Origin of the sequence: Sedimenticola selenatireducens (assembly GCF_007625115.1) — a bacterium.
Classification (GTDB): Bacteria; Pseudomonadota; Gammaproteobacteria; order Chromatiales; family Chromatiaceae; genus Sedimenticola; species Sedimenticola selenatireducens_A.
In genome coordinates this window covers 43222-58031 of sequence record NZ_VMNH01000008.1, presented here as the reverse complement: position 1 = coordinate 58031, position 14810 = coordinate 43222, and the positions used below count along the sequence as shown (strand labels likewise).

Here is a 14810-nt window from a genome sequence, read left to right as displayed (position 1 = left end):
TAACCGGGTTGTCTGAGATGGCGCAGCTGCGCATAACTGAAATATTTTACTCCTTACAGGGCGAGTCAAGCACAGTGGGCTTTCCCACCGTGTTTGTGCGCCTTACAGGCTGTCCTTTGCGTTGTGGTTACTGTGATACTGCCTACGCCTTCAAAGGCGGGGTATGGCAGGACTTACAGGCTGTGATGGATCAGGTGGCCGCCTATCAGCCTCAGTACGTAACCGTTACCGGTGGTGAGCCCTTGGCACAGGAATCATGCCTGGAGTTGCTGACAGCGCTTTGTGATGAAGGCTATAAGGTCTCTCTTGAGACCAGTGGGGCTATCGCGATATCCCCAGTTGATCCTAGGGTGATGAATGTCATGGATATCAAGACACCGGGATCGGGCGAGGTTGAAAAAAATCTCTGGAGTAATATTGCGCAACTGAAATCAACCGATCAGGTCAAGTTTGTTATCTGTGATGAGTCTGATTATCGATGGTCATGTGAGCAGCTTGATAAATGGAATCTCAGTAAGCGTTGCGAGGTGCTGTTCTCGCCAGCGTTGGGGCTGCAGGATGCTACTCAACTGGCGGAGTGGATCTTGCGGGATCGGTTGCAGGTAAGGTTTCAGATTCAGCTGCATAAGTATCTCTGGGGCGATGTCTCAGGCAAATAAACACTTTTTAGCAAGACAGATTTGAGATGAAAAAAGCGGTTGTACTTCTTTCAGGGGGGCTGGATTCGGCTACCGTTCTGGCAATTGCCCGTTCGCAGGGTTATGCATGCTATGCCTTGAGTCTGGACTATGGGCAGCGCCATGTTGTTGAATTGAGGGCCGCTAGTCGGATTGCAACCGAGAGTCAGGTGGCATCACATAAGGTGATTCCACTCTCTCTCAATGCCTTTGGCGGGTCGGCGTTAACGGATTCTGCCATCGCCGTACCGGAAACCCTGGAGGCGGGTATCCCCGTGACCTATGTGCCGGCTCGCAATACCATATTTCTCTCACTGGCCTTGGGTTGGGCAGAGGTGCTGGGTGCCCGGGATCTTTTCCTGGGGGTCAATGCGGTTGATTATTCGGGTTATCCCGACTGTCGTCCTGAATTTATCGAAGCCTTTGAATTACTGGCTAATCTTGCTACTAAGGCAGGGGTTGAAGGTGAACGTTTCAAGATTCATGCTCCGCTGATAAATATGACTAAGGCAGAGATCATACAAAGCGGACGGGAGCTGGGCATCGACTACAGTCTGACGATATCTTGCTATCAGGCGGACGCTCAGGGCCGGGCATGTGGCGTGTGTGATTCCTGCCGGTTACGGGCCCAAGGATTCAGGGAAGCCGGTGTGCCTGATCCTACAGCTTATCAATAGCAACCAGCATTACTATAAACCCCTGTAGATCATCCTTTGCTAATAAGCTAACATTTCCCCTTTGGTCTATTTTGGCCGAAAACAATAAAAAGGCATCACAAGATGTCACGCCATACCGCGTTAGGGAGGTATCCAATGGCTTTCGAGACTTTTATTCAGGCGCAATCAGCGCTTCTCTGGGCAACATTCGTCATTGCCTTGATCATGGGTGCAGTAGTCAATAAAACCAATTTCTGCACCATGGGTGCAGTATCCGATGCGGTAAACATGAGTGACATGGGGCGGATGCGCGCCTGGTTTCTGGCTATTGCGGTTGCCATGATCGGCGTGGCCATCCTGGAGTTTATTGGGCTAGTCAATCCGGTCTCATCTTTTCCTCCCTACCGGGCCAATCAGCTGATTTGGGCTGAGAATATTCTGGGTGGCCTGATGTTCGGCGTGGGTATGACGCTTGCGTCAGGATGTGGTAACAAGACGCTGATCCGTATTGGTGGCGGCAATCTGAAGTCGATTGTCGTATTGCTGATCATCGCTGTCATCGCCTACTTCATGATCAACCCTTTCCCGGGATCAGATCAAACCCTGATGTCCGTCCTGTTCTATGACTGGATTCGTCCGCTGGCGGTGACCTTTAGCACACCCCAGGATCTGGGCTCGGTGATTGCCGGGGATAATGCGGCTATCGGGCGTCTGGTGATTGGTAGTCTGTTGGGCTTGATGCTGCTGATCTACGTGCTCAAATCCGCAGACTTCCGCGGCAGTTTCGATAATATTCTGGGAGGGATGGTCGTGGGTCTTGCGGTCCTTGCTGCCTGGTATGTCAGCTCTAATGTGGTCGTAGACCTGGATGGTGAGATGCACTCACTCAGCGGTTATGTTCAGCAGTGGGATTTCCTGGCCGACTCATCCGAGGGCAAGCCCGCCGATAGTCGGCCGCTCAGCCCCCAGTCTTTTACCTTTATTAACCCGATGGGACAGGCCTTGGGCTATACCGCCTCTGGCTTCAGCGCGAAACTGCTGACCTTCGGGGTAATGGCCTTTTTCGGTGTGATTGTGGGCTCGTTTCTCTGGGCCTTGGTGAGTCGTGGTTTTCGGATTGAGTGGTTTGTTAATCTGAAGGATTTTACTACCCACGTTATCGGTGCGGTGTTGATGGGTATTGGCGGTGTACTCGCGATGGGTTGCACGATTGGTCAAGGTGTTACGGGTATATCAACACTTTCAGTAGGGTCATTTATGGCGATGGGCGCTATCGTTTTGGGCAGTGCCCTGACCATGAAGGTGCAGTATTACAAACTGGTTTATGAAGAGGAAGCGAGCTTTATGAAAGCGTTGCTGACCGGTTTGGTAGATCTTAAATTGCTGCCGGAGCGCTTTAGGAAACTCGAAGCGGTTTGAAGAAGGCATTTTCCGTTGACTGAGTTCTTGGGTAATGTATAATTCCGCGCTTCTTTGGGGCCGTTAGCTCAGTTGGTAGAGCAGTGGATTTTTAATCCATTGGTCGGGCGTTCGAGTCGCCCACGGCCCACCATTACACCCCAAGAAGCCCGGACTTTCAGTCCGGGTTTTTTTTGCTGACTAAGTACGCGAGCAGGCGGTGGATATTTGCTAGGTTGAATGGAGTGTATATATCACTGGTGGCGTAAACGGCAAGTCTGATTGGGTTGTTCTTCTAAAGCGTCGCTTTCCCACTGCGGCTGGGATTTATTCCAGGTATGTTTTAATTGTGGGCGAGTACCGCGTTACACCCATACACAGGAGAAAACCTCCTGGTCATTTCCAAGAATTTCAATTTCACGTACCCGATTGCGAATAAGGCCCTCTTCCTGCAGTTTTGACAGTGCGCGACTAAGTGACTCAGGTCGCAAACCGAGGTGTATGGCAATATCGCCTTTGGTCATGGGCAGTGTGACGCTTCTGTCGCCATTGGTGCTGACTAACCCTTTCCGTTGATACAGGTCGCTCAGGAAGAGTAGAAAGCGCTTGTCAGCGCTGAGATAGCGTCCGCGCACGATAGTGCTGTTTGTATATCGAATACGTTTGCCAAGTAGTTCAAGAATCTCATGCTGGAGTTTTGGGATCTTTATACAGAGCGATTCAATTTGCTCAAAGGGGAGTTCGCAAATCCAAGTGTTTTCCAGTGCGACAGCATCATTCTGATAGCGCGTGTCGCCGATTGCCTCGATTCCAATCAGCTCTCCATCAAAGTAAAATCCGTGAATCAGAGGCGTGCCATCATCGAGTGAAGATTCTATCTTTACCGACCCGGACTGTATGGCGAAGATGGATTTGAACGGGTCTTCCATGCGGAAGATGGTTTCCCCAGCCTGGAATGGTCCACGGCTTTTTATGAGGCTGGAAATGCTGTCAGATTGCTCTTTGCTTAATCCATCACCAATACACTTTTTCGGGAGCGGGCATGTGTCGCAATCTCGATCGGTGTTAACCAGATGCAGACTGCAGTTTCGCTTTATTTGTTGCGCCATTCATTCGCTCCTAATCTGATTTTTTTAATTATTCTTTATCGTTACTCCAAATGTAATCATAGCGAATGGCAGCTTTATTACATCCTTTTTATAATCAAGGTTATTGTGTTTGCAATAGATGATTTTAATCCATTTATCAATACTGTTAATTTCAGGATAGGCTGTTATTAGCGCGCTACAAGCATGTGGTCTCTGCTCGAATTATCCCTGAATGAAAAGGGGTGATTCAGTGTGTCAATTTGATTGCGTATGCCACTCAGTTCCTTTTCTGCATGTATCGATTTTTGTTTCTTGAAGGCCGCATAAAGCAGGCCACCGGGTACGGCTGCCACGATGACAGCATCAGTTGCAGAGAAGCGGTTTTCTTGGATGAACTTACTCAGATCGTCTTGTCGCTGCTGTAATTGCAGGCTGAGTGTATTAATCTCGGATTGTAATTCATGTGGTTTAATTTCAGGGAGTGTATAAATGAAGCCGCTGGGATTTGATTCGAGTGTTCTTGTGTTTGTCCATTCTTCCGCCTGCGTACCAAGTGGGCGCGCAACGGCCAGCGCTGAACATGAAAAGATTAATAAGAAGAGTGTTAGTTGAAAACGGATGCTGGTGATGATATCAGAATAGTTTGTAATCATGTGAAGACCCTCAATTATCCATCAGCGGCATACCCGTCTGTTGATTGAAAATTTCCAAATTACGGGTGATGTGCCTTTAATGGTTAATGTAGGGTGTGCAGATTCACTCTTACGTGAACTGCATCAAGTCAGCGGGGGTTAATGTTTATTCTGTGACAGCCCATGAAACCTCGCAGTGCGCTATGCCTATTTTTGTTGTGATAGGCCAACCAATGATTAGGGTACGACTTCACATTGAAGCTTGCCTGCTTTGAACGAGGTATAGCGCATAATGATTGATTGCTAGTGATCAGTGCGCTTCTCTGATGCATCACTACAGGGCTGTTCTTCTTTGCAGCGTGGCCGATTCTTGGTGCTGATGAGAAAAACAGAAATGATGACGAAGAGGGCTATCGCTGCCAGTGTTAGGTTGTCGAAGATCATGGTAGTACTCCGGTTGCTGCTTTAGAGTTTGGTAAAATACTAATGTATATGACGCCCTTTTGCGCTATTTGTTTAATTGAATTATTTAATATGCATATTAAATAAGTATATGGCTAATAAGTTACAGTAGGATTAGAGGTTATTATATGCACAAGATATTGTTTCTATTAACAATAATTCTTTTATCTCAGCCGGTTGCGATTAGGGCTCAGGAGTCCCCGCAGGTACTCGGTTATGGTGTAAAGGGGTGTGACCACTACAACCACTCTTATAATGGCTGGCAAGAGGGGCAGGGCGATCATATTGCGGAATATATTCATTATCGTGATTGGTTGACGGGGCTGGTGACAGGATTGTCGCTGGCGACTGGCACCGATGTCCTAAAAGGCGTAGATGTTAAGGGGGCAATGCGAAGAATACAGCTCTATTGTGATGAGCATCCTACGGATGATTTTTTTACAGCTTCAATGGATCTGATTCGATTATTGAGCAATCTCAAATAGCCGGAAGATTGAAAAGTCTGCGGGCATTTTCTGTGGTGGCTTCTGCTAGCTTGGCTTTCGATAGCCCTTTTAATGAGCAGATGACTTCTATTACCGGCTGTAAAAAAGCGGGTTCATTTCTTTCGCCACGATGAGGCAAGGGGGGTTGGTCGGGTGAATCAGTCTCGAGTAGAAGGGATGATAAAGGTAACCCTTTTACCAGGGCGTGTAGTCGATGCGCATTGCTATAGGTAACCGGTCCGCCAAATCCAAGCATACAGTCCAGGTTAATCAATCTTTCGGCTTGTTGCTGACTGCCGGAAAAGCTGTGTAAAACCCCTTTGACCTTTGGGAAGTGACGCAGGGTGTTGATTACTTGCTCCACGGATTTTCTGGCATGGATGATAACAGGTAGCTGAAAGTGGTTGGCCAGTTCAAGCTGAGCTTCGAATAACCACTGTTGTGCAGCTTTATCGGGTTCAGGGATATAAAAATCCAATCCACATTCACCTACCGCGACAGGTTTTCCTCGTTCAAGCCATTCCGCTAGCTCAGCGATATGTTGTTTCCGGTGTTGTGGCATGAACATGGGATGCAGCCCATAGGCGGGGAGCAGTGAATGATGTTGTCCGCAGATCTGATTTAGGTGCTCCCAGCCAGCCGCATGAATGGCCGGCACGATCATTCGGGTGATGCCAAGCCTATGAGCACGTTCAATGACCTTGTCACGATCCAGGTCAAAGCGTGGATCGTCCAGATGGGTGTGGGTATCAATAAACCTCATGCTCCTAGTATAAAGCAACCGGGTAAGTTTACGGGATGCATAGAAGCGTGATGACTGGCATAGTATTGGTTATTCGGAGGGCGGCCTCCTAACATTTTAACAGTGTGGCAGTGAAGGTGGTTATGAAAATTGTCTCATTTAATACCAATGGTATACGTGTACGTGGTCATCAGCTGGAGCGGCTGAAGGAGCGCTACGACCCCGACATCATCGGTATACAAGAGACAAAAGTTCAGGATTCTGAGTTTCCAGAAGAGATGATTGAGGCGTTGGGTTACCGTGCCCACTACTTTGGACAGAAAGGGCACTATGGCGTAGCACTGCTTTCCAAGCAGGAGCCGCTCGTACTGCAGAAAGGTTACCCCTTTGATGAGCCTGATGCTCAGCGGCGTATTATCTGTGGTGAGTATCAAAGTGATTCAGGTGAGCGGGTCAAGATCATCAACGGTTATTTCCCCCAGGGGGAGAGTCGGGATCATGCAACAAAATTTCCGGCTAAACGCCGTTTCTATAGCGATTTGATGCGCTACCTTCAGGAGCAATATTCCTCAGGCGACCACCTGTTGGTAATCGGAGATATGAATATTGCCCGTTTGGATGCGGATATTGGGATTGGTGCAGACAATGCTAAACGTTGGCTAAAAGGCGGCAAATGCAGTTTTCTGCCGGAAGAGCGTGAATGGATGGATGATCTGTTGAATTGGGGGCTGAGTGATACCTTTCGTGATCATTATCCCGATTCAAGTAACTGTTTTAGCTGGTTTGATTATCGGAGCCGGGGTTTTGATCGAGAGCCAAAGCACGGATTGCGTATTGACTTGATCCTAGCCAGCACCCCATTACAAAATCGCTGCACAGGGGCAGGAATTGCCTATGATATAAGAGGGATGGAGAAACCTTCCGATCACTGTCCGATTTGGGCTGAATTTTCGATCTGAACCGCTATGGAATCACAGGCGCAGTTTTTAAATGAATGGAGAGAGGGCGGATTGGAAGCCGTTAAAGAGGCATTTCGGCTTTCCGATAAATCGCTCTCAGAGATTGAGCTTCTGTTGGCGTCCTATTCTCGCGATGCCTATTGCGGAGAAGCCTTTGTGCTTTTTCGTCAAGGCGGAATGCTCTATGAAGTTAATGCCAGTCACGACTCCAGCAATTGTATGTCTGGCCAGTGGGAGCCCGAAGAAACACTCTTGATGGCACTCGAGTTCCGTATGGAAAAAGGGCGACTCGGACTGCGAACGGATGGCAAGAATCTGTTTGCCGATGAACTGAGGTTTCTGCTGGCAGAGCTGAAGGCTAACGGATTCAACTGATCCGCTTCATGGTTTTATACGTTTGAACAGGCGGTCAACCTGGCGTTGAAACCACCCAAGTATCACCTGATGTAGCGGTGTGGCAAATAACCAGCTGAGTGCAATCAGTCCCAGACTCAGGGCACCTACAATCTCATCCGTCACCCAGTGTGCACCGCTCATCAAGCGTGGCAGTGTGAATAACACCATGAACATCAGGGCTAACAGGCCGTGAGGCAAGGGCAGGTAGATCATTGCAAAACCGGCACAGAGTAACAGTACCAACCCATGATCGCCTGGGAAACTGTCAGACGAGAAGTCTTTTGTTGGGATGTCTGTCACCAGTTGAGACAGCCGCAGTGCCTCAGGGAATAGAGCGGTTGCGCTGGGGCGCACAATAGGGAGTTCCTTGCTGATCACGAGCATTAACAGCAAAGTAACAAACATGAACCCACCTACCGCTAAATACTGCTTCAACCTTTTTCTGTCACTGAACAGTGCTCGATGTGCAAACAGCGATGCCATAGCCGTAGCGGCCGCTAGATCAAAGGCTCTGTTATTGGCTATGGCCCAGAATCTCTGCCACCCCTCTCCCCAGTTCAATGACCGGTTCATTGCCCAGAATAACTGCTCATCCAAATCCAGCCAGAGACTGCGTGTTGGCTCCAGCAGCCAGCTCACCATCAACAGGAGTGCCAGTACGTTGGCCGTGATCAGCAGAGTCAGACGCCAGCCGTTACTGTTATTCAAGGTCAAGAACGTTGCTCCTCTAGCAGTGAGCCCATCAGGGTGTCTCCCGATTTAGAAAGCTGTAGCAGTTTGACGGGAATGATGCGGTTTTCGAGATCATCTTCTATTGGGTGGTTGATCTCCACACGCAGAAAGTTTGGTGTATAGCCACTCCAGAATGCATCAGGAGCCGTCGGGGCGCTTTCAATAAGCACGGGAAATTCTTTGTCGACGTAGCTGCTCAGAATTTCCTGTTTCATCATTTCGCCTATTTGATGCAGCTGTTCGCTGCGTGCTCGGATGATTTCTCTGGACACCGGGTTAGGAAGGATCGCGGCACGCGTACCCAGTCGTTGGGAATAAGCAAAGATATGCATGTGGCCAAAGCCGATCTGTTGAACATAATCAATGGTTTGCTGCCACTCTTCTTTGGTCTCACCTGGGAAGCCGACGATAATATCGGTCGTCAAATTGAGATTGTCTACTCGTGATCGAGCTTCGTTAACCAGACGAGTAAACTCTTCCTGTTTACAGCGGCGGGCCATTCGTTTGAGTACTGTATTTGATCCGCTCTGAATCGGCAGGTGCAGGTGAGGCATCAAACGGCTATTTTCAAACAGAGTCCAGAAGTTTTTGGGTAGATCCCAGGGCTCGACAACACCGAGTCGCACTCTTTCAATGTCAGTCTGATCCAGAATGGCGCGGATCAGTTTTGAAAGATCACTGCCGCTATCGCTGCCATAGCCGCCCAAATGTACGCCGGTTAAGACGATCTCCTGGATGCCCTGGTCTTGGTTCAGCTTTATTTCATCAATAATCTGCGCGATAGGGCGAGAACGCTCTTGCCCACGTGCTACGGTCACTATGCAGAAAGTACACTGATAGCGGCAGCCGTCCTGTACCTTGATAAAGGCTCGTTGGCGTCCCCGGCTGAGCAGGCTGATCTCACCGGGAGTGGTTGCCTGTTCCGGCATAGCATGCAGGTCCAACTCCCTGGCGGTTATCTCAACAAGCCGATCTTTATCACGATTATCAATGACCAGGTCGACGCCAAGGCTCTGGATATTTTCAGCAGGATTGAGTGAGGCATAACAGCCGCTGACAATCAGCTTTGAGCGCGGATTTTTTCGCTGTGCTTGGCTAAGCAGTTTGCGTGATTTTCGTACCGCTTCTCCGGTGACGGCACAGGTGTTGACCACAACCAGATCAGCTTCTTCGAGGCGCGATGTGATTTGATGCCCCAGATTATGAAAATCACGAGACCATGTTTCCAGTTCTGCCTCATTCAGTCGGCAGCCAAGCGTTTTCAGGTGTATTCGCATCGGTCGGATTGACTCAATATCGCTGGTTTGGCGCAAGTTTACGGTTGTTGTCACCGGATGCAAGTAATCTGCTGTAAAAACAGTAAAAGACACTGACTCATGCTTTGAGTCAGTGAGTGCCTAAGCTGTAGGATTAACCCGACTGGTTGCTGTAACATATTGTTAGTATTTAAAAAAGGCGACACTATATGATTTCGTTCTTTCAGCAGATTTTGATTTACAGCGATATTATCTTGCTGGTCGGCATGCTGTGCATCGCAGTATTGCTCATTGCGCTATGGCGGCGCCAATCATGGTTTATCCGTCAAATCACTGATCAGAGGATGGCGGTCGATACCCGTTTTTCTGCAATGGAGCAACTGATGCGAGGGCAAGAACGGCAGTTGATGGAAATGCTGTTGAATGACCGAGAGCGGCAGCGTACCGCATTGCATCAACTGCAACATCAGATTCAGCGTCTGTTATCCCAGTCGCATCAGATGCTGGAAAAACGTCTGGGTGAATTACAGCGGCAACTGCTGGATGAGGGTGGCCAGCTGAAGGTGAATTTGGTGGAACGGTTTGACCAGTTTCAGCAGAGAGTCAGTCACACTTTGGCGGAGAACAGGGTAAACCAGCAAGAGAGTCTGACCCAAGGTATTGAGGGGATTGGCCGGCAGTTGTTAGAGGGACTAACAAGTACGGCTGAGTCTCTCGGAAAGCAAGTCAATCAATTGGTTGAGAGTAATGACCAGCGGTTAAAAGAGATTGGGGGTTTGGTTGAAAAGCGCCTAAGTGAGGGGTTTGAAAAAACCACAGAAACCTTCAATCGTGTGCTCGAGCACCTGACCCGCATCGATGAGGCGCAGAAGCGGATCAGTGAGTTGTCATCCAATGTGGTCAGCCTGCAAGAAGTGCTTTCAGACAAACGTTCTCGCGGTGCCTTTGGTGAAGTGCAACTGACGGCATTGATCTCCAATCTGATGCCAGAGAGCAGTTATTCCCTGCAGCATACCCTGAGTAATCATACACGAGTGGATTGTATGTTGATGCTTCCTGAGCCTACCGGAAAAATTGGCATTGATGCTAAATTCCCGCTGGAAAGTTATCGGAAAATGACGGATACGGAGGCCTCTGAGCAGGTGCGCACCCGTGCCCAGAGCCAGTTCCGACAGGATATCCGTAAACACATTGATGATATTGCAGGGAAATACATTATTCCCGGGGAGACTTCTGATGGGGCTGTTATGTTTATCCCAGCGGAGTCTGTGTTTGCCGAAATTCATGGGCATTTCCCCGATCTGGTCGATGAAGCTTTCCGAAAGAAGGTATGGCTGGTTTCTCCCACGACGATGATGGCGATATTGACAACGGCCCGGGCGGTTCTGAAAGATGCAGCAACCCGAGAACAGGTGCACCTGATTCAACGTCATCTTCATCTGCTATCCAAAGACTTTGGGCGATTCCAGGGGCGTATGGATAAACTGGCTGTACATATACGTCAAGCCCATGAGGATGTAAAAGATGCGGCCATTTCAGCCAATAAAATCACCAAGCGGTTCGGGCAGATCGAGCGGGTGGAGTTGGATGAGTTGCCCCCTTCCACTTCGATAGCTCGCATTGGTGAGACAGTGGAGGGTTTGTAGTGTGATTTGCCCCCGCTATGACGCGGGGGCAGAGGTGTTTAGTTGGCGGCTTGCCAGCTTCCGTCAGGTTGACGACAGGCGGTCCCATAGATCGTTTCTGAACGGCCGTTGATGACTGCCTCAGTGGTGTATTCCCTGCAAGGGCCACTGTCGCTCTCATAGGTTCGTGTCGGAGTCACCTGATAGGTGTTTCCAGAATCGGGGTTACGCCAGCTCGAAGTCCGGTTCACCGGATTCGATTCCAATGCCTGTTGGGAACGATAGCGATCATTCTCATCCATCTGTTTTCCGATGGAGCCGCCAATAAAGGAACCGGCGATGGAGCCGACTATAATGGCGGCAGTGCGTCCTGAACCCTTGCCAACCTGATTGCCTATGATACCACCCGCTATGCCTCCAAGAACGGCACCCGTATCTCGTTTGGACATATTTTCGCAGCCTGTCAAAAACACGATAGGGGCCAGGAGAATAATGATCAGTCGTGTAAGCATGGTTGACTCCCAGGGGGTTCAGTTGTTTGATCTTATATTACCAATTATAGATTTTCTCGCGAAGCTGTAGCGTTATTCTGTTCGCGCTTTTCTAACAGCCATATCGAATTGCAAGTGCCCTTGTTTTAAGCACTTAGAAGACAGCGTAATGGGATGTTTGTTCAATAGATTTCAAGCAGGCTGTGACAGGAATAGGTTGTGACTCAGGGGGTCGTTGTCACAAAATGGTGTATTTTTGATTAAATACGGGCTGATCCAGATCCGTTAGCCTGTTGTTCTTGTATACTGTATATCGATTTGAACACAACAAACCCATTTGAAAAAAGCATGGAGGAAAAGGAATGCGGGGCTTAAAAAGAGGGTTACTACTAGCGGGTGCAATCTGTGCATTGGGCGTGATGTCTGTCGCGCAGGCTGATTTTGTGGCTTACTCAGTCACTGAGGCAGGCGAGAAACTTCCGCTGCCAAAGGATGTGAATGCAATTGATGTTGAATACCTCGTGAATGTTGAGTGGGGTCAATATGCAGGCAATAAGACCCGTATTGGTGTGCTTGAGGTACAAAATACATCCAGCGCCTCCAGCGTCAATGTTATGGGGCCTGGCGGCACAGTGACCTACCAAGTGGGCAGCGGCGGTGTGCCGGTTCAAGGTATTGAAGCTATTCTGACTGATGTGATGCATCGTACCGGCCGCTTTCGTATGGTTGAGCGTAAGGTGCTTGGTCAGACGCTGAAAGAGCAGGATCTCGGTGCTTCGGGTCGTATTGCCAAGCCCTCCGCTGCAAAAGTTGGCCAAGTACTGGGTGCCGAATATCTTTTTCAGGCAGTGATCACCAACTACGAATCCGGTGTTGAAGAGAAGGGTGGTGGTCTGGGCGGCCTGATTGGTGGTAGTGCCGGAGCCCTGTTAGGTGGTCTCTCCATGAAGTCCAGCAAGGCGATCATCGGTATGAATTTCCGGCTGATCAACGCTGAAACCAGTGAGATTATCTACACTGACCAGGTTCAGGTGGATCTCTCCTCTTCGGGTTTGAATTTCGGAGGTCTTGGGTTTGCCGGCGGTGTGGGTCTGGGTGGATTTATGTCGGAATATTCCAAGACACCTATCGGCCATGCCGTAATTGCTGCGGTTAATAAGGGTGTCTTTGACCTGGTCAAGCAGGTGGGTAGTGCCTCGGCAAGTGGTTCGGTAGTCCAGGTTAAGGGTGGCAAGGTGTATGTCAATCTGGGTAGTGGCGTTGTCTCTGTGGGTGATAAGTTGACTTTGATGGATCGGGGTGAGGCTTTGATCGATCCAGATACGGGCATCGCTTTAGGAGGAGAGGATGAGCGGATTGGAGAGCTTCAGGTTACCTCGGTGAAGGAGAAATATTCACTGGCTAAGCCCGTGGGGATCAAACTCTCAAAGATTAAACGGGGTAACAAGGTAGTTTCCCAACGTCAAGCCGATCCACTGATGTATGCCAGTTCGTTTGTTGCGCCGAAAAAAGAGGGGGGCTTCTTTAGTGGTGGTAGCAATAATTCAAATTCTAACTCAAATTCCAACAGTTGGGGTACTGGGCCACAGAATTAACAAGGCTGAGTTTTAACAGAGAGCTGTACAATGTGAGAGCGCCCTGCAGGGCGCTCTCTTGATTTTCAGCACTGCTCCCAGGGAAGCCCATGATAGCGCCAGCCGTTAACTGAGCTGCGTTGATGCTGCTCGTTAAGTTCCCCTTCAAATCCTTCGTCGACGTGGAAGACGCGGCTAAAGTCAGCCTTGATCAGCGCTTTGCCTGCTTCATGCGAACGTTTGCCGCTTCGACATATCAACACTACAGGCGAACAGCCCTCGTCTTCTGTGCAGATCGCCCCGCCTAGCACTAATTTTCGGATATCGGTCACGAAGTGCGGGTTAACCGTCCAGTCTGGCTCGTCGATCCAAGGGACATGAACCGCCCCTTTGGCGTGACCAACAAACAGAAACTCCATGCTTGAGCGGATATCCACCAAAATAGCCCTGGGGTCATCTTCCAGCATTTTATAGGCTTGTTGTGGATTTAACGGGATCGGTTCATCTGCGCTCATTGATCAACTCCTGGTTTCATTTCGGTATGCGTTGGGTCAGGGTATAATACCGACAATTTGATGCTTTTATAAATATATCTTATGCAAGACAAGGCAATTCTTTTAATTCTAGCCCTTTTTTCAAGATTGCCACTCTCTTTAGCTCAGCGATTGGGTACGGTGATTGGATGGCTAGCTTATGCGATTCCCAATAAAGAGCGACGCATTGCCAAGATCAATATTGCCACCTGTCTACCTGAAATAACGGCTCACCAGCAGGATTTACTGCTCAGGCAGTCGATGATTGAATCCGCTAAAGGAGTGGTGGAGATGCCAATTGTCTGGGCCTCTAAGCCTGCTCGCTGGATAGATGTGGTTGTTCCTGGGGAAGGGGCAGGTCTGATTGAGGAGGCACTGAGCCGGGGTAAAGGGGTTATTGCTGTCGGTCCCCATCTGGGAAACTGGGAGGTTGGTTTGCACTATCTTACCTCTCTGGCCAAAGTTACAGCGATTTATCGACCACCGCGGCAGGAGAGTCTGAACGATCTACTCAAACAGGGTCGGAGTCAGGGGGGGGCAACGCTTGTACCGGCTACCCCGCAGGGCGTTAAATCACTTTACAGCGCACTCAAGCGGGGCGAGATGATGGCACTGTTGGCCGATCAGCAGCCCAAGGCGGCAGGACGACAGGGTGGCATCTACGCCCCGTTTTTTGGACATCCTGCGTTGACCATGGTGCTTATAGGGCGATTGGCCCGAAAGACAGGGGCGCCGGTCCTGTTTTGGTTTACTGAGCGATTACCTGCTGCAAAGGGTTACAAGATCCACTGGTTTCAGGCCCCCGAAGGTATCGACAGCGATGATCAGGATATTACAGCCGCAGCACTTAACCGCGGATTGGAACAGTGTATTCGGCAGGCCCCAGAGCAGTATCTCTGGAGTTATAAACGCTTTGCCAGTCAGCCGGAAGGTGTGGTTTCCCCCTATTATGTAAACCCATCCTGATGCTCTGGCGGGGCTGATTTATGCGGGTGCTCAACACACAACTTCTCATTAATTGACCCTTCCTGAGGTTTCTTCCCTTAATCATTTGCTTATTCACCGTTGCATCTGGGTGGCTTCCGGAAGTGCAAAACTATCAAA

At 49.5% G+C, this 14810-nt stretch carries 17 protein-coding genes and 1 tRNA gene; 10 read left to right on the top strand and 8 right to left on the bottom strand.

All coding sequences use genetic code 11. The features are described from left to right. Positions 1-17 precede the first annotated feature (17 nt). From queE to FHP88_RS08540, 4 genes are all read left to right on the top strand, one after another. Positions 18-659 carry a 7-carboxy-7-deazaguanine synthase QueE gene (queE, locus tag FHP88_RS08555; RefSeq protein WP_186297658.1) on the top strand — a complete coding sequence of 214 codons (642 nt, stop codon included), beginning with the start codon at positions 18-20 and terminating at the stop codon, positions 657-659. Between the two features lie 26 nt (positions 660-685). After that, on the top strand, positions 686-1354 hold the full coding sequence (queC, locus tag FHP88_RS08550) for a 7-cyano-7-deazaguanine synthase QueC (RefSeq protein WP_144358623.1): 669 nt from the start codon (positions 686-688) through the stop codon (positions 1352-1354). Between the two features lie 135 nt (positions 1355-1489). Further along, the gene (locus FHP88_RS08545; RefSeq protein WP_144358622.1) at positions 1490-2752 is read left to right on the top strand and encodes a YeeE/YedE family protein; all 1263 of its coding nucleotides are present in this window, start codon (positions 1490-1492) and stop codon (positions 2750-2752) included. A 57-nt stretch (positions 2753-2809) separates the two neighbouring features. Continuing rightward, positions 2810-2885, top strand: a tRNA-Lys gene (locus tag FHP88_RS08540). A 211-nt stretch (positions 2886-3096) separates the two neighbouring features. On the opposite strand, the gene FHP88_RS08535 is transcribed toward FHP88_RS08540, so the two are convergent. The 3 genes from FHP88_RS08535 to FHP88_RS19140 form a co-directional block, all read right to left on the bottom strand. Continuing rightward, a complete protein-coding gene (locus FHP88_RS08535; protein WP_144358621.1) occupies positions 3097-3840 on the bottom strand; it encodes a Crp/Fnr family transcriptional regulator in 744 nt (247 codons plus the stop codon). A 167-nt stretch (positions 3841-4007) separates the two neighbouring features. Then, complete coding sequence (locus tag FHP88_RS08530) at positions 4008-4472, bottom strand: hypothetical protein (protein WP_144358620.1); 465 nt, start codon at positions 4470-4472, stop codon at positions 4008-4010. A 282-nt stretch (positions 4473-4754) separates the two neighbouring features. Next, positions 4755-4895 carry a hypothetical protein gene (locus FHP88_RS19140; protein ID WP_186297657.1) on the bottom strand — a complete coding sequence of 47 codons (141 nt, stop codon included), beginning with the start codon at positions 4893-4895 and terminating at the stop codon, positions 4755-4757. A 146-nt stretch (positions 4896-5041) separates the two neighbouring features. Here FHP88_RS19140 and FHP88_RS08525 point away from each other — a divergent pair, with 146 nt between their 5' ends. After that, entirely contained in the window at positions 5042-5398 is a 357-nt protein-coding gene (locus FHP88_RS08525) for a hypothetical protein (protein WP_144358619.1), read from the top strand. Here FHP88_RS08525 and FHP88_RS08520 read toward each other — a convergent pair. Continuing rightward, on the bottom strand, positions 5391-6161 hold the full coding sequence (locus tag FHP88_RS08520; protein WP_144358618.1) for a TatD family hydrolase: 771 nt from the start codon (positions 6159-6161) through the stop codon (positions 5391-5393). The two genes, FHP88_RS08525 and FHP88_RS08520, sit on opposite strands and share 8 nt — an antisense overlap. A gap of 122 nt (positions 6162-6283) precedes the next feature. On the opposite strand from FHP88_RS08520, the gene xthA reads away from it, so the two are divergent. Further along, a complete protein-coding gene (gene xthA / locus FHP88_RS08515) occupies positions 6284-7099 on the top strand; it encodes an exodeoxyribonuclease III (RefSeq protein WP_144358617.1) in 816 nt (271 codons plus the stop codon). Between the two features lie 6 nt (positions 7100-7105). Next, entirely contained in the window at positions 7106-7474 is a 369-nt protein-coding gene (locus FHP88_RS08510) for a hypothetical protein (protein WP_144358616.1), read from the top strand. A 6-nt stretch (positions 7475-7480) separates the two neighbouring features. On the opposite strand, the gene FHP88_RS08505 is transcribed toward FHP88_RS08510, so the two are convergent. Together FHP88_RS08505 and mtaB are read right to left on the bottom strand one after the other, a co-directional pair. Beyond that, on the bottom strand, positions 7481-8209 hold the full coding sequence (locus tag FHP88_RS08505; RefSeq protein WP_144358615.1) for a phosphatase PAP2 family protein: 729 nt from the start codon (positions 8207-8209) through the stop codon (positions 7481-7483). Continuing rightward, positions 8206-9504, bottom strand: a complete 1299-nt coding sequence (mtaB, locus tag FHP88_RS08500) for a tRNA (N(6)-L-threonylcarbamoyladenosine(37)-C(2))-methylthiotransferase MtaB (RefSeq protein WP_144358614.1) — start codon at positions 9502-9504, stop codon at positions 8206-8208. The genes FHP88_RS08505 and mtaB overlap by 4 nt, the downstream gene beginning before the upstream one ends. 188 nt (positions 9505-9692) lie before the next feature. Here mtaB and rmuC point away from each other — a divergent pair, with 188 nt between their 5' ends. Further along, complete coding sequence (gene rmuC, locus FHP88_RS08495; protein ID WP_144358613.1) at positions 9693-11129, top strand: DNA recombination protein RmuC; 1437 nt, start codon at positions 9693-9695, stop codon at positions 11127-11129. Positions 11130-11167: 38 nt separating this feature from the next. On the opposite strand, the gene FHP88_RS08490 is transcribed toward rmuC, so the two are convergent. Next, positions 11168-11620 (bottom strand): RT0821/Lpp0805 family surface protein, encoded by a 453-nt coding sequence (locus tag FHP88_RS08490; RefSeq protein ID WP_144358612.1) that lies wholly within the window; start codon positions 11618-11620, stop codon positions 11168-11170. Between the two features lie 341 nt (positions 11621-11961). Here FHP88_RS08490 and FHP88_RS08485 point away from each other — a divergent pair, with 341 nt between their 5' ends. Continuing rightward, complete coding sequence (locus FHP88_RS08485; RefSeq protein ID WP_144358611.1) at positions 11962-13194, top strand: CsgG/HfaB family protein; 1233 nt, start codon at positions 11962-11964, stop codon at positions 13192-13194. 65 nt (positions 13195-13259) lie between these two features. On the opposite strand, the gene FHP88_RS08480 is transcribed toward FHP88_RS08485, so the two are convergent. Beyond that, positions 13260-13688 (bottom strand): rhodanese-like domain-containing protein, encoded by a 429-nt coding sequence (locus FHP88_RS08480; protein WP_144358610.1) that lies wholly within the window; start codon positions 13686-13688, stop codon positions 13260-13262. Positions 13689-13769: 81 nt separating this feature from the next. Here FHP88_RS08480 and FHP88_RS08475 point away from each other — a divergent pair, with 81 nt between their 5' ends. Next, the gene (locus tag FHP88_RS08475; RefSeq protein ID WP_144358609.1) at positions 13770-14672 is read left to right on the top strand and encodes a lysophospholipid acyltransferase family protein; all 903 of its coding nucleotides are present in this window, start codon (positions 13770-13772) and stop codon (positions 14670-14672) included. Positions 14673-14810 lie beyond the last annotated feature (138 nt).

Coding starts and splice junctions, on each gene's coding strand:
- queE (WP_186297658.1), top strand. CDS start 18: ATGGCGCAGCTGCGCATAACTGAAATATTTTACTCCTTACAGGGCGAG.
- queC (WP_144358623.1), top strand. CDS start 686: ATGAAAAAAGCGGTTGTACTTCTTTCAGGGGGGCTGGATTCGGCTACC.
- FHP88_RS08545 (WP_144358622.1), top strand. CDS start 1,490: ATGGCTTTCGAGACTTTTATTCAGGCGCAATCAGCGCTTCTCTGGGCA.
- FHP88_RS08535 (WP_144358621.1), bottom strand. CDS start 3,840: ATGGCGCAACAAATAAAGCGAAACTGCAGTCTGCATCTGGTTAACACC.
- FHP88_RS08530 (WP_144358620.1), bottom strand. CDS start 4,472: ATGATTACAAACTATTCTGATATCATCACCAGCATCCGTTTTCAACTA.
- FHP88_RS19140 (WP_186297657.1), bottom strand. CDS start 4,895: ATGATCTTCGACAACCTAACACTGGCAGCGATAGCCCTCTTCGTCATC.
- FHP88_RS08525 (WP_144358619.1), top strand. CDS start 5,042: ATGCACAAGATATTGTTTCTATTAACAATAATTCTTTTATCTCAGCCG.
- FHP88_RS08520 (WP_144358618.1), bottom strand. CDS start 6,161: ATGAGGTTTATTGATACCCACACCCATCTGGACGATCCACGCTTTGAC.
- xthA (WP_144358617.1), top strand. CDS start 6,284: ATGAAAATTGTCTCATTTAATACCAATGGTATACGTGTACGTGGTCAT.
- FHP88_RS08510 (WP_144358616.1), top strand. CDS start 7,106: ATGGAATCACAGGCGCAGTTTTTAAATGAATGGAGAGAGGGCGGATTG.
- mtaB (WP_144358614.1), bottom strand. CDS start 9,504: ATGCGAATACACCTGAAAACGCTTGGCTGCCGACTGAATGAGGCAGAA.
- rmuC (WP_144358613.1), top strand. CDS start 9,693: ATGATTTCGTTCTTTCAGCAGATTTTGATTTACAGCGATATTATCTTG.
- FHP88_RS08490 (WP_144358612.1), bottom strand. CDS start 11,620: ATGCTTACACGACTGATCATTATTCTCCTGGCCCCTATCGTGTTTTTG.
- FHP88_RS08485 (WP_144358611.1), top strand. CDS start 11,962: ATGCGGGGCTTAAAAAGAGGGTTACTACTAGCGGGTGCAATCTGTGCA.
- FHP88_RS08480 (WP_144358610.1), bottom strand. CDS start 13,688: ATGAGCGCAGATGAACCGATCCCGTTAAATCCACAACAAGCCTATAAA.
- FHP88_RS08475 (WP_144358609.1), top strand. CDS start 13,770: ATGCAAGACAAGGCAATTCTTTTAATTCTAGCCCTTTTTTCAAGATTG.